The sequence below is a fragment of the Actinomyces sp. genome, assembly GCF_030524025.1.
In the GTDB taxonomy this organism is placed as follows: domain Bacteria; phylum Actinomycetota; class Actinomycetes; order Actinomycetales; family Actinomycetaceae; genus Actinomyces.
Window position 1 is genome coordinate 26,079 of sequence record NZ_JAUNHI010000005.1, and the last position, 13,188, is coordinate 39,266.

Annotated in this window: 9 protein-coding genes; 3 read left to right on the forward strand and 6 right to left on the reverse strand. The window is 70.7% G+C overall.

The window, feature by feature from the left end:
• Positions 1-13 precede the first annotated feature (13 nt).
• Positions 14-952, reverse strand: coding sequence for a LysR substrate-binding domain-containing protein (locus Q4C85_RS03640; protein WP_303139657.1), 939 nt, complete (start codon positions 950-952; stop codon positions 14-16).
• Positions 953-1,232: 280 nt separating this feature from the next.
• On the opposite strand from Q4C85_RS03640, the gene serS reads away from it, so the two are divergent.
• Genes serS through Q4C85_RS03655 form a run of 3 tightly spaced genes read left to right on the forward strand, consistent with a single transcriptional unit; the run spans position 1,233 to position 5,231 of the window.
• On the forward strand, positions 1,233-2,504 hold the full coding sequence (gene serS / locus Q4C85_RS03645) for a serine--tRNA ligase (protein ID WP_303139790.1): 1,272 nt from the start codon (positions 1,233-1,235) through the stop codon (positions 2,502-2,504).
• 1 nt (position 2,505) lies between these two features.
• Entirely contained in the window at positions 2,506-3,660 is a 1,155-nt protein-coding gene (locus tag Q4C85_RS03650) for an HAD family hydrolase (RefSeq protein WP_303139659.1), read from the forward strand.
• A complete protein-coding gene (locus tag Q4C85_RS03655; RefSeq protein WP_303139661.1) occupies positions 3,660-5,231 on the forward strand; it encodes an ABC transporter substrate-binding protein in 1,572 nt (523 codons plus the stop codon). The genes Q4C85_RS03650 and Q4C85_RS03655 overlap by 1 nt, the downstream gene beginning before the upstream one ends.
• Before the next feature lie 68 nt (positions 5,232-5,299).
• On the opposite strand, the gene Q4C85_RS03660 is transcribed toward Q4C85_RS03655, so the two are convergent.
• The 5 genes from Q4C85_RS03660 to Q4C85_RS03680 form a co-directional block, all read right to left on the reverse strand.
• Positions 5,300-8,362, reverse strand: a complete 3,063-nt coding sequence (locus tag Q4C85_RS03660) for a glycoside hydrolase family 38 C-terminal domain-containing protein (protein WP_303139663.1) — start codon at positions 8,360-8,362, stop codon at positions 5,300-5,302.
• Positions 8,363-8,379: 17 nt separating this feature from the next.
• Positions 8,380-9,228 carry a carbohydrate ABC transporter permease gene (locus tag Q4C85_RS03665; protein WP_303139665.1) on the reverse strand — a complete coding sequence of 283 codons (849 nt, stop codon included), beginning with the start codon at positions 9,226-9,228 and terminating at the stop codon, positions 8,380-8,382.
• A 1-nt stretch (position 9,229) separates the two neighbouring features.
• Positions 9,230-10,156 (reverse strand): sugar ABC transporter permease, encoded by a 927-nt coding sequence (locus Q4C85_RS03670; protein WP_303139667.1) that lies wholly within the window; start codon positions 10,154-10,156, stop codon positions 9,230-9,232.
• Entirely contained in the window at positions 10,156-11,559 is a 1,404-nt protein-coding gene (locus tag Q4C85_RS03675; RefSeq protein ID WP_303139669.1) for an extracellular solute-binding protein, read from the reverse strand. Before Q4C85_RS03675 ends, Q4C85_RS03670 begins: the two co-directional genes overlap by 1 nt.
• A gap of 296 nt (positions 11,560-11,855) precedes the next feature.
• Complete coding sequence (locus Q4C85_RS03680; protein ID WP_303139671.1) at positions 11,856-13,079, reverse strand: ROK family transcriptional regulator; 1,224 nt, start codon at positions 13,077-13,079, stop codon at positions 11,856-11,858.
• Positions 13,080-13,188: the final 109 nt, after the last annotated feature.

Below are 13,188 nucleotides of genomic sequence, written 5' to 3' on the forward strand. Positions count from 1 at the left end.
TCAGGGGCGGGCGTTAGTCCTCGCGCTCGGTCAGCGGTAGTGCGGGCAGCCCGGCGCTGCGGGTCAGGTCGGTGATGACGTGGGCCAGGCGGGCGAAGTCGGTGGCCCGCGAGGAGGAGCTGCGGTGGACCAGGCCGATGCGTCGCACGGGCGCCGGCTCGGCGAAGCGGGCGACGGCGTGGGGCTCGGTGCCGAGCATCGGCAGCGCGCCCTCGGGCACGACCGTGATCCCCACCCCGTGGGTGACCATGCGCACGACCGTGAGCAGGGTCGTGGCCACCGCCACCGGCGGGACGGTGCCGTAGCGCTGGCACAGGGCCAGGGTCTGGTCGCGCAGGCAGTTGCCCTCGTCGAGCAGGAGGAGGTCCTGGCTGTCCAGGTCGGAGGGCGCGATGTCCTCGCGCCCCGCCCAGGGGTGGTTCGGCGGGACGAGGATGACGAGCGGCTCGTCGTACATGGGGATGGCCACCGCGCGGTGCAGGTCGACGTCGATGGCGATGATCGCGGCGTCGAGGCGGCCCTGGTTGAGCATGTCGAGGATGTCGCCGGTCACCATCTCGCGCAGCTCGGGCTGGAGCAGCGGCAGCTCGCTGGGCAGCCCGTCGAGGATGACCGGGGCGAGATAGGGCGCCAGGGTCGGGATGAGGCCGAGGCGCAGCAGGCCGGTCAGTGCGGCGCCCTGGCTGGAGACGGCCTCGTTGAAGGACTCGGCGGCGAGCACGGCGTCGCGGGCGTAGGGCAGGAGCGTCTCACCAAGGGGGGTGACGAGCACCCGGCGCGTGGTGCGCTCGACCAGCTCGCCCCCGATGCGCTTCTCCAGGGCGGTGATCGCCTGGGACAGGCTCGGTTGGCTCACTCCCAGGGTGGTGGCGGCCTCGCCGAAGTGCTGGTGGTCGCACAAGGCGACGAAGGCGCGCAGCTGGGAGAAGGAGGGCAGGGAGGACGGTGGCATGAGTTTCCTGTGTCGTCTTGTGGTTGTGTCGTCACGATGCCCGGGCGGCCCGGACCTCTTGACCTTCCTGTGATGATAGGGCGTAACCAATGAATAAAGTAGGTTTCACAGGTCACTAATTGCGGGTTCGGGAGGACGACGTCGCCACTGTGCGCGTCCGTGCGCGTCCGTGCGCGTCCGGGCGAGTACCTGCCTGGCGGCGCCAACCCGCACCCGCCCTGGCAACACGATGGCGAAGGCCATCGTCGAGGTCCTCGACGGCCTGACTACACTCGGCCCCATGATCGACCTGCGCGCCCTCAGAGACAATCCGGAGCCCTATCGCGCCAGCCAGCGCGCACGTGGGGCGGATGTCTCCCTCGTCGACCGCGTCATCGCCGCCGACGAGGCCCGCCGCTCCTCGCTGGGTGCCTTCGAGGCCCTGCGGGCCGAGCAGAAGGCCGTCTCCCGGTCCGTGGGCAAGGCCGGCCCGGAGGACCGACCGGCCGTCCTGGCCCAGGCCAAGCAGCTGGCCGAGCAGGTCCGCTCCGCCGAGGCCGCCGCCACCCAGGCGGCCGCCGACCTCGAGGCGCTGACGCTGCAGTTCGCCAACCTTATCGAGGGCGCGCCCTCGGGGGGTGAGGAGGACTACGTCGTCCTGCGCCACGAGGGGCCCGAGCCCCGCGACTTCGCAGCCGAGGGCTTCGAGCCCGCCGACCACCTGGCCCTGGGCGAGACCCTCGACATCATCGACACCCGGCGCGGTGCGAAGGTCTCGGGCTCGCGCTTCTACTTCCTCAAGGGCTGGGGCATGCGCCTGGAGCTGGCGCTCATGACCGCCGCCTTGGACAAGGCCACCTCCTACGGCTTCGTGCCGATGACCACCCCGACGCTGGTCACCCCCCAGGTCATGGGAGGCACCGGCTTCCTGGGCGCCCACTCCGACGAGATCTACTACCTCCCGGCCGACGACCTCTATCTCACGGGAACCTCCGAGGTGGCCCTGGCGGGCTACCACACCGACGAGATCCTCGACCTGTCGGCCGGCCCCCGGCGCTACCTGGGCTGGTCGACCTGCTACCGGCGGGAGGCGGGCGCCGCGGGCAAGGACACCCGGGGCATCATCCGGGTCCACCAGTTCAACAAGGCCGAGATGTTCGCCTACGTGCGTCCCGAGGACGCGGCCGAGGAGCACGAGCGCCTGCTGGCCCTGGAGGAGGAGATGCTCGCCCTGGTCGACCTGCCCTACCGGGTCATCGACACCGCCGCGGGCGACCTGGGATCCTCGGCCGCCCGCAAGTTCGACTGCGAGGCCTGGCTGCCGACCCAGAACCGGTGGATGGAGGTCACCTCCACCTCGAATTGCACGACCTTCCAGGCCCGTCGGCTCTCGATCCGTGAGCGCCGCGACGGCAGGACGAGCCCGGTGGCCACCCTCAACGGCACCCTGGCCACGACCCGCTGGATCGTCGCGATCCTGGAGAACCACCAGCGCGCCGACGGTTCCGTCGTCGTCCCGGACGGGCTGCGCCCCTACCTCGGCGGCCTGGACCTCATCGAGCCGGTTGCCTGACATGGACGACGACCGCCCGCTCGACACCCGGGAGCCCCGGAGCGAGCCGAACCCCCAGGCGGGGGGCGCGCACGTCATCGCCCCGGGGACCCCGTCAGTCCTCGGGGCGTCGGCGGCCCAAGCCCCGGCGGCACCCGGCCCCTCGGGGAGCGCCCCGGTCCCGACCGCGGTGCCCGGTGCCATGCCCTCCTCAGGGCCGCCCGACCCGGCCCTCGGCCTGTCCTCTGAGCTGAGCCTCGACATGCCGGGACCGCTGGGGCACGACGACTACCACGCCCTCGTGCGCCGGCGCATGGCCGACCTCGACGCCCTCGACCCCCTGGGAGGCGGCGCGCGCCTGGTGCCCGGACCGGGCCTGCTCGTGGCCCTCGACGTCGACGGCACGATCCTGGACCTCGGCGGGCGCGTCTCCGAGCGCGTCATGGCCGCGATCGCGCGCCTGCGCACTTACGGCGTCCAGGTCGTCATCGCCACCGGCAGGGGCGTCGAAGCCGCTCTGCCCGTCGCCCGCCACGTCGGCCTGACCGCCGGTTGGATGGTGTGCGCCAACGGCGCGGTGACGCTGCGCATGGATCCCGAGCGCCCCGGCGGCTACGAGATCGTCGAGACGGTCACCTTCGACCCCGCCCAGGCCATCGATGCCCTCCACGAGGCGGTCCCCGACGGGATCCTGGCCGTCGAGACCCCGGGCCTGCCCTTCAGGGTCTCGCGGCCCTTCCCCGACGGCGAGCTCATCGAGCACTCGGTGGTCCGCCCGCTCGATGACCTGCGCGCCGCGCCGGTCTCCCGGGTCATCTTGCGGGCGCCGGGCATGGACGTCGACCGTTTCGCCGAGATCGTGGGCCGCTCAGGCCTGCACTCGGTGGAGTACGCCATCGGCTGGACCGCGTGGCTCGACGTGGCGCCGCCGGGCGTGACGAAGGCATCGGCGCTGGAGGTCCTGGCCGGACGGCTGGGCACCGACGCCGGGCACGCCCTGGCCGTGGGTGACGGGGCGAACGACGTCGAGATGCTCCAGTGGGCCGGGGCCGGCGTCGTCATGGGATCGGCCCCCCAGTGGGTCCAGGACCGTGGCGACATCGTGACCGAGCCCGTGTGGCACGACGGCTGCGCCGCCGTCCTGGACGCCCTCGTCGAAAGAACGCGGAGGATCTGATGGAACGCTCCCCGAGGGTCCCCCTGGGGCCCCGCCCGACGGTTGCTCGACCGGGCGTCCGGCCCGCCGCGGCCTCCGCCCGGGTGGCTGTGCGCTCGGCCTCGGTCCTGGCCGCCCTGGCCCTGGCGGCCTCGGTGACCACGGCCTGCTCGCCCGGCGGCGCAGATGATGCCACCGGTGGAGGCGGCTGCGAGCAGTTCGAGGCCTATGGCACCACCGCGCAGGGCGCGACCGTGACCGTGGGCACGGTCTTCACGGGCAATGAGGCGGCGCGTTTCGAGGCCTCGCTCGCGCACTTCGAGGAGTGCACCGGCATCGACGTCGTCCACTCCGGCTCCGACCAGCTCGAGACGGTGCTGCGTGCCGCCGCCGACGCCGGCTCGGCCACCGCCGACCCGACCCTGCCCGACCTGGCCGTCGTTCCGCAGTCAGGGCTGGTCACCGAGCTCGTCGACACCGGGGTGGTCTCTCCGCTGCCCGACACCGTCGGGGCGAACATCGAGCTCGGCTGGGACCGGGCGTGGTCGGATGTCGGCGCGGTCGACGGCACCCTGTACGCGGCCCCGCTCATGGCCTCGGTCAAGTCCTTCGTCTGGTACTCCCCGGCGGCCTTCGAGGCCTCGGGGTACCAGGTGCCCCGCACCTGGGAGGAGCTCGTCGATCTGACCGACCAGGTGGTGGCCGACCACCCCGACGGCGCCGTCACCCCGTGGTGCCTGGGTGTCGCCGACGGCGAGGCCACGGGATGGCCCGTCACCGACTGGCTCGAGGATGCCCTGCTGGCCACGCGGGGCACCGGGGCCTTCGACGACTGGGCGGACCATGAGACCCCGCTCGACAGCGCACCAGCGGTCGAGGCCCTCGATGCGGTCGGTGACCTCGTCCTGGCCGACGGGCACGTCCCCGGGGGGCGGGAGGCGGCGGTGGCCACGACCGTGGAGGAGGCCGGCCAGCAGCTCGTCTCGGGCAGGTGCCTCATGCTGCATGCCTCGAGCTCCTATGAGACCGTGCTGCCCGCAGGCACCCTCGTGACCGACCCCAACGGAGAGCGCGGGGTCAAGGTGACTCCGACGACGACCGCCGCGGCCGCCGCGACGAGCCAGAGCCCACAGGCCGAGGCGACGGCCTCGCCCGAGGCGCAGTCGAGCCCGACGGTCATGGTCCCCGGCGCGGTCTCCGCCTTCCTCCTGCCCTCGAAGGGTGACGAGGACGGGGGCACGCCGGTGCTGGTCGGCGGGGACTACCTCGTGTCCCTGCGCACCTCGGAGGCGGCGGACGCGGTCATGGAGTACCTCACGAGCGCGGCGTGGGCCCAGGAGCGCGTCGAGCTCGGCGGGATGGCCTCGGCCAACCGGGGCGTCGACGCCTCGGACATCGACTCCGATGTCGCCCGCCGCGCCACCGAGCTGCTCCAGTCGCGCCAGACGGTTATCCGGCTCGACGGGTCCGACACGATGCCCTCAGCCGTGGGCACAGACGCACTGTGGACGGCGCTGACCCAGTGGACCGCCGGGGAGCTCAGCTCGGAGGAGGCACTGGCCCAGGCCGAGGAGGCCTGGCCCAGCGACTGATGCGGGGCGTGCCTTTGCCTGCGGGTCATGGCCTCGCGCCGCCGGCACGAGGCCATGACCCGCAGGGCTCAGGCGCGGGGAATTCGCAGCGTGACGATCTGGAAGGGCCGCATCTCGAAGGATGTGGTCGGCCCGGTCTCATCGAGCCCCGGCCGCACCTCCTCCGGCGCCGCCTCGAGCGCCGGACCGGCGACGTCACGCTCGAGCAGGTCGACAGTGCGCACCGGGCCCGCGGGGAATCCCGGGGTCACCCGCGCCCGCGTGCGCGCCCCCAGGGACTCGTAGAGACGCACGACGACGTCGCCGCTGCGGTCCTCGGCGAGCTTGACCGCCTCCACAACGACACCACGCCCCTCGACCGACACGAGCGGCTCGACCTCATGGTCACCGGTCACCACCCGATCCGGGAGGTTGAAGACGTAGCCTTCGGCCACTGCCTCCTCGATCCGGGCACCGGGGCGCAGTGCGACCCGCAGGCGGTGGCGCCCCTGATCGGCCTCGGGGTCGGGGAAGAGCGGGGCCCGCAGGAGGGACAGGCGCACCACCGTGCTCGGTCGGCCCAGCTCGTCGAGCCCACGGGTCACGTCGTGCCCGTAGGTCGAGTCGTTGAGCACCGCCGTGCCGTAGCCCGGCTCTCCCACATGGATCCACCGGTGGGCACAGATCTCGTAACGCGCCGCGTCCCAGGAGGTGTTCTGGTGTGTCGGGCGTGAGACATGGCCGAACTGCATCTCGGAGGTCGAGCTCTCCGCCATGAGGTCGAGGGGGAAGGCCAGCTTAAGCAGTCGCTGACGCTCGTGCCAGTCGACATCAAGATCGAAGACCACCTGGGTGGCGTCCGCCGGCAACCGGATCTCCTCGGTCAGGCGTGATGCCTCACCCAGGCGTCGCTCGATGCGGACGACGCCGTCGGCCCCGTCCTGCTCGACGGTGAGCACCTGGACGTCCACGATGTCCTCAACCATGCGCCGGTACTCGGCGTCGATGTCCCAGGCGTCCCACTGGCGGGGAACGTCCCGGTGGAGCTGGAGCAGGCCCGCCCGCGCCCCGGGGGACAGGACCTCCCGATCGGCCCGGAGGTCGATGACCGAAGTGATGAGCCCTGCGGCATCGATCGAGACGCGCAGGAGGCCGTTGTCGAGCACCGCCCCGCCATCGACCTGCTCGGTGGCAGTGCGTCCCGTGGCTGGACGACCGGTGCCGATGCCCAGGGACGGGACCGCCCCGACCTCGACGGGTGCGGCATTGAGGCGCAGCGGCCGCGAGCCCTCGCCGACCAGGGCGGCGGCCGAACGGGCGATGATCGCCTCGAGGGCCTCAGAGACCTCGCTGTACTCCCGCTCGGTCTGCTCGTACACCCAGCCGATGGAGGTCCCGGGCAGGATGTCGTGGAACTGGTTGCGCAGCACCGTGTGCCAGCACTCCTTGATCTCCTCGTAGGGATAGGGCAGGCCCTCACGGACGGCGGCAGTGGCCGCCCACAGCTCGGCCTCGCGCAGCAGGTGCTCGCTGCGTCGGTTGCCCTGCTTGGTACGCAGCTGGGAGGTGTACGTGCCCCGGTGGAACTCCAGGTACATCTCTCCGCTCCACACCGGAAGCCCTCCGGCTCCGCCGGCCTGGGACTCGGTGCGCTCGAAGAAGGTGTTGGGGCTGGCCAGCTCCACCGTCGGCACCCCTTCGAGGTCGGCGAAACGGTGGGCGGCGGCGAGCATCTCGCGGGTCGGCCCACCCCCGCCGTCGCCATAGCCGAAGGGCACGATCGAGCTCGAGGCCACCCGCTTGTCGGCGAAGTTGGACTCGGCGTGCCGCAGCTCGTCGACTGACAGCCTGGCGCCGTAGGTGTCAGCCGGCGGGAAATGGGTGAGCACCCTGGAGCCGTCGATCCCCTCCCAGGTGAAGGTGTGGTGCGGGAAGCGGTTGACCTCGTTCCACGACATCTTCTGGGACAGGAACCAGCGCGACCCGGCCGCCCGGATGATCTGGGGCAGGGAGCCGCTGTAGCCGAAGGAGTCGGGAAGCCAGGCGTCAAGGGTCTCGACGCCGAACTCCTCGAGGAAGAATCCCTTGCCCTCAATGATTTGGCGGGCCAGGGCCTCCGAGCCGGGCATATTCGTATCCGACTCCAGCCACATGCCGCCCACGGGCACGAAGCGGCCCTGGGCGACGCGCTCCTTGATCCGGGCGTAAAGGTCAGGGCGGGCCTGTTTGACCCACAGATACTGCTGGGCCGAGGAGCAGGCGAAGACGAAGTCCGGGTCGGTGTCCATCAGCGCCAGGACTGAGGAGAAGGTCCGCACGCACTTGCGCACCGTCTCGCGCGTCGGCCACAGCCAGGCCGAGTCGATGTGTGCGTGCCCGACGGCCAGCACGTGGTGGGCGCTGGCGTGAGCCGGACGGGCCAGCACCCCGGCGAGCTCGGCGCGCGCCCGTGCTGCGGTGCCGGCGATGTCGCGCGGGTCGAGCAGGTCGGTGGCCCGGTCCAGGGCCTCGTCGATGAGGGCGCGTCGGGTGGAGTCCAGGGGCAGCGCCGCCGCCAGCTCAAGGAGCACTCCCAGGTCGGCGGCCAGTGCGTCGACCTCCAGGTCGCGTAGGGCGACATCGACGCGTCGCAGCCGGTAGAGGGGGTCCTGCCCCGCGGTGGACTTGCGTCCGTAAGGGGTGGGGGCGAAACCGAAACCGCCGGCCACGTCGGGGTTGGCGGCCGCCTCGATGTAGACCTCGATCCGGTCGGGCTCGGCCGCCCAGGGCGCCGTCTGGTTGCGCGGGGAGACCGCTTTGATGATCGAGCCGTCGGCGCGCATGAGCAGGCCCTCGGCCTGGAAACCGGGCTGGGTGTCGGTGAAGCCCAGATCGACGACGAGCTCGACCTCCGTGCCGGCGACCTCTCGCCACTGTGCGGGCACGGTCCCGGTGGCACGCAGCCACAAGGTGCGCCATGGGGCGCCCCATGCTGTGCCCACCGAGGTGGGGGCGAAGTCCTGGGCCATCGCCTCCTGGAAACTCACCGGCTCGTCGGGGACCTCCCATCCGCTCAGCTCCAGGGGCAGGCTCTGGCGGTGGAGCGCGGCGGACACGTGCTCGCGCAGCATCCGCTCAGCGCGTTTCTCGGTCAGTAGCGGGTTGGTGTGCATGAGTGGTGCCTTTCGGGTCAGCCCTTGACCGCTCCGGCCATGGCGAATCCACCGCCGGAACGGCGCTGGACCAGGACGTAGAGGAGCAGGACGGGCAGTGAGTAGAAGATCGAGAAGGCGGCGAGCCTGCCGTAGGCGATCTCGCCGTGACTGCCGAAGAAGGTGTAGACGGCCACTGCCGCCGGCTGGTTCTCCGGGCTCATGAGCAGCACGAAGGGCACGAAGAAGTTCCCCCAGGCGGCCGTGAACACGTAGATGAAGACGACGGCGATGCCAGGCTTCATCAGCGGCACGACGACGTGCCACAGGGCTGCCATGCCTGAGGCTCCGTCGACCCAGGAGGCCTCCTCCAGGGAGATCGGCACCGAGTCCATGAAGTTCTTCATCATCCACACCGCCATCGGCAGGGAGGTCGCCGCCATGAACAGCACCGTGCCCGGCAGGGAGTCGAGCAGGCGGAAGGAGACGAACAGGGCGTAGACCGGCACCATCATCGCGGTGATCGGCAGGCAGGTGCCGAACAGGATCGTGTAGAGGAAGGCTCGGTTGAAGCGCATCTGGAAGCGCGAGAGCGGGTAGGCGGCCAGCACCGAGACGACAACGCACAGCGTGGCGGTGCCCAAGGAGATGAGAGCCGAGTTCCACAGCGGTCGGAGCGTGCCCTCCACGCTCATGATCGCGGTGAAGTTCTCCAGGGTCCACGAGGTGGGCAGCTTGACGGACACGGTGGCGTTGGCGTCGAGTGCCGCCAGCAGGATCCAGGCCAGGGGCAGGAGAAAGGCTGCGCCGATGAGCACGAGGGACACGGAGGCCGCTACGGCGACACCGTGCCGGCGGGGGGACGCAAGGGACAGTGCTGCGGACATGTCAGTCCACCTCCGGTCGCAGGACTCGCATGTAGACCAGGGAGAAGACGGCGCCGACGACGAGGGTGACCGTGGCGATGGCGGTGCCGTAACCGACCTGGGAGAACTTGAAGGCCTCCTGGTAGGCCAGGACTGGCAGGGTGGATGAGGAGGTTCCCGGGCCGCCACCGGTCATCACCCAGATGAGGGTGAAGACCCCCAGGGTCTGGAGGGTGATGAGCATGAGGTTGGTGGCAATCGAGCGGCGGATCATCGGCAAGGTGATCCGGGTGAACCGCTGGAAGGGTCCCGCCCCGTCGATCTGGGCGGACTCGATGACGTCCGGGGGGACCTCGGCCAGGGCGGCGTGGTAGACCATCATGGAGAAGGCGGTGCCACGCCAGACGTTGGCGAGGATGACCGAGAGCATCGGCAGGTTGAGCAACCAGCTCGGCTCGGGCAGGCCCAGTGCTGCGAGGATGGCGTTGAGGGTGCCGTCGGATGAGAAGAAGGCGTAGCAGGCGAAGGCGGCCACGATCTCGGGCAGGACCCAGGCCACGACGACGATACCGCCGACGACCGAGGGCAGCGGCCGGGGGGCGTGGCGCATGAGCACGGCCAGGACCATGCCCAGCACGTTCTGCCCCACGATCGCCGAGGCCAGGACGAACACGGCGGTCAGTGCCACGGAGCGCAGGAAGCCCGGGTCGCTCAGCAGGGAGGTGTAGTTGTCCAGGCCGATGAACTCGGGGGAGGCGGCCCGGTACCCGCTCATGGCCCGGTTGGTCAAGGATCCGTACAGGGAGTAGAGGATCGGGCCCAGGAGGAATGAGGCCAGGAGCAGTACTGCGGGCAGGATCGGGGCGAGGCGCCCCAGTGTTCGACCGGTACGGCGGCGGGCGGCTCCCTTGCCGGTTCCCGCCGCCGCACCGGTTGCCGTGGAAGGCATCAGGCCTCCTGCACCTTGTCGTCGCCGACGATCTTGATCAGGCCGGCGTCGTAGGTGTCACTGGCCTCCTGGGGTGTGGCCTGGCCAGTGATGACCGACTCGCAGGCCGTCTGGATGTTGGAGGAGATCTGAGAGTAGTCGGGCGTGGCGGGGCGGAAGTGGGTGTACTCCACCAGGCCGGAGAAGAACTCGAACGAGGGGTTGTAGCTCAGGTACTCCTCGGAGTCGGCCACGTCGGTGCGCACGGCGATGGCGGCGTTCTCGGTGGCGTACTTCAGGGCGTTCTCCTCGTTGAGGGCGATGGAGATGAACTGGAAGGCCGCCTCCGGGTTGGCGCACTGGGAGCCGATGGCCAGGGTCCAGCCGCCGGACATCGAGGTGAAGCCGGCGCCCTGCCCGGTCTGGGTGGGCATCTTGGCCAGGCCGATCGTCTCCTGCCACTGCGGCCACTCGTTGTCCCCGGACATCCACAGGCCCGGCAGCCACGAGCCGTCGATGGCGATGGCCAGCTTGCCTTCGGGCAGGAGGCTGGAGACGACGCGTGAGCCGATCGTGGCGTCCAGGGCAAGGTCGAGGTCGGGACCCAGGCCCTCGTCGTAGACGGTCTTCATCAAGGTCAGGGAGTCGAGCATTCCGGTCGACTTGGTGTACCACTTCTGGGACGAGTCGTCGTACAGGACGTCGTCGGTGCCGTACAGGAGCATCTCGAAGCCCTGCATCGTGGTCTGCTCACCGCCGGCCTTGCCGGCATAGATGTTGAGCGGGATGACGTCGGGGACCTTCTCCTTGATGGCACGGGCGGCCGCGAGGATCTCCTCCCAGGTGGTGGGCTGCCAGTCGGCGGGCAGCCCGGCCTTGGCGAAGATGGTCTTGTTGAAGTAGATGCCGCGGGTGTCGGTGCCCATGGACACGCCGTAGGTCTTGCCGTCGTCGCCGACGCCGGCCTCCTTGGCGGAGTCCACGAACTGGCTCCAGTCCTCCCAGCCGTCGAGGTACTCGTCGATCGGCATGAGGTAGCCCGCTGCGGCGTCGGAGCGGATCTGGAAGGTGTCCTCGTAGATGATGTCGGGCGCGGTGTCCGACGAGCCGTTCATGAGGGCGAGCTTGGTGAAGTACTGGTCCTGCTCGGCCTCGATGGGGTTGAGCTTGATGGTGACCTCGGAGTTGGCGGCCTCGAACTCCTTCTTGGCCTTGTGCAGCAGGTCGTCGAGCTGGAAGAAGGTCGAGGTCTTCTGGTAGGCGATGGTCAGCGTCGTGCTCGAGCGCTCCCCCGAGGAGCCGGAGCAGGCGGCCAGGGCTGCGGCTGCGGCAGTCAGCCCCGTGCCGACGAGGAAGGACCTGCGCGAGGGGGTGGGGAGGGCGGGGCGCCGCAGGGCGCCGGGGGATGGGGGTGGGGTGATCATGACGGGCTCCTTTGCACCGACGACATCCGCCGTGAATGTCGTGACGCAAATAACTCCATCAAATGGATGAAATCCTGTCAATGGGCTTGCTAGGAGCGTAACCAATTCGTGATCTTCGCGTGCGGGAAGTGCTCATGGTCCGTCATGGGCCCGGCCGTTGCCGGCCCGTGCCCGCGTGTGCGAGGCTGCGTCAGCCAGCGTCCCAAGCGGGTCGCGATGCCCGGGGCCGGTGGCGCCGCCCGGCCTTGGACGTGGAGCCCGGTCGACTCGCCCTGGTCGTGCTGCCCGGGGGCGCCTCACTGCGTGATGAGCAGGCGGGAATGGTCGGGGGAGAAGAGGCGGTCGAGGATGAGGCAGGCCGCCCCGACGGTCCCCGAGCTTGCCGCCAGGCGGGAGGTGTGCAGGGTCAGGGGCCGCGCCTGGCCATGGACGGCATGGTCATCGACAACCTCGTGCAACGCGGGCTCGCACAGGGATCGGACCGACTCCCACCGGGGTCCGGTCATGACGATGGCCGTGACGTCGAGCAGCTCGGCGACGACCAGGACCGCGGTCCCCAGCACCCGGCCGGCTGAGCCGAAGACGCCGAGGGCGCGCGAGTCTCCCGCGTGGGCGAGCCCGAGCAGCCGGGTGAAGCCCAGGGACACGACGTGCGGGTCCCAGGACTCGGCGCTGCCCGGCAGGTCGATACCCAGCCGGTGGGCGTGGGCGACGAGCTCGCGCTCACCGAGGCACCCTCCCAGGGTCCACCGGTGCGGCGAGCCGGAGGCCGGGTCGCCGGGCAGATGCATCGTCTCCCCGGCGTTGCCGGAGGTGCCGCGGACCACCTGGCCCTCGATGACCGGCACGATCGCCGCCCCGGCGCCGATGTAGACGACCAGGAAGTCCTTGCGGTCGGGGGCCTCCCCAGTCCACAGCGCCGCCTTGGCCGCAGCGATGACGTCCTTGCCCAGGACGACGTCGACCCCGGTGGCCCGGGCGAGCAGGGGACGCAGGGGCACGGTTCCCCAGTCGGGCAGCAGTGGCGGGCTGACCGACCCGGCCTTGTCGTCGATCGGCCCGGGAGCCGCCACCCCGATCCCCAGGAGCCGGGCGTCGGCCACGCCCGCGTCGGCGACCATCTGGCGGACCCGGTGGTGCAGATGCTCGACCAGGGCCTCGGGGTCTTGTGGTGAGGGCAGCGGGCCGTGGTGCTCGACAACCACCTCGCCGGTGAGGTCGACAACCGCGACGCCCAGGGCGGAGGGGTCGATGTGGATACCGACGGCGAAGCCTCCGGTGGGGTCGAGCTCAAGGGCCATGCCCGGCCGGCCCCGGCCCTCCTGGGTCACCACGCCGGTCTCACGCACGAGCTTGTGGTCGAGCAGCGTTCGGGTCACGTTCGAGACCGTCTGGGCCGACAGGCCGGTGACACGGCCCAACTGGGCCCTGGTCAGGCCGTGGCCGGAGTGGCGGATCGCCTCAAGGACCACCGCCCGGTTGAAGGAGGACACGTGGGGAAGGTTGCTGCCATGGCGCATGCTCGACTCCTGCTCGATGGAGGGCGCGTGGTCCCATCCTGCCTCCGCCGGGAACCGGAGGTGGAGCGGACGCGACCGATCCGGATCAGACACGGACCGGGCGCGGCTG

Excerpts from the sequence above, each read along its gene's own strand:
- Q4C85_RS03640 (WP_303139657.1), bottom strand. The coding sequence starts at position 952 with ATGCCACCGTCCTCCCTGCCCTCCTTCTCCCAGCTGCGCGCCTTCGTC.
- serS (WP_303139790.1), top strand. The coding sequence starts at position 1,233 with ATGATCGACCTGCGCGCCCTCAGAGACAATCCGGAGCCCTATCGCGCC.
- Q4C85_RS03650 (WP_303139659.1), top strand. The coding sequence starts at position 2,506 with ATGGACGACGACCGCCCGCTCGACACCCGGGAGCCCCGGAGCGAGCCG.
- Q4C85_RS03655 (WP_303139661.1), top strand. The coding sequence starts at position 3,660 with ATGGAACGCTCCCCGAGGGTCCCCCTGGGGCCCCGCCCGACGGTTGCT.
- Q4C85_RS03660 (WP_303139663.1), bottom strand. The coding sequence starts at position 8,362 with ATGCACACCAACCCGCTACTGACCGAGAAACGCGCTGAGCGGATGCTG.
- Q4C85_RS03665 (WP_303139665.1), bottom strand. The coding sequence starts at position 9,228 with ATGTCCGCAGCACTGTCCCTTGCGTCCCCCCGCCGGCACGGTGTCGCC.
- Q4C85_RS03670 (WP_303139667.1), bottom strand. The coding sequence starts at position 10,156 with ATGCCTTCCACGGCAACCGGTGCGGCGGCGGGAACCGGCAAGGGAGCC.
- Q4C85_RS03675 (WP_303139669.1), bottom strand. The coding sequence starts at position 11,559 with ATGATCACCCCACCCCCATCCCCCGGCGCCCTGCGGCGCCCCGCCCTC.
- Q4C85_RS03680 (WP_303139671.1), bottom strand. The coding sequence starts at position 13,079 with ATGCGCCATGGCAGCAACCTTCCCCACGTGTCCTCCTTCAACCGGGCG.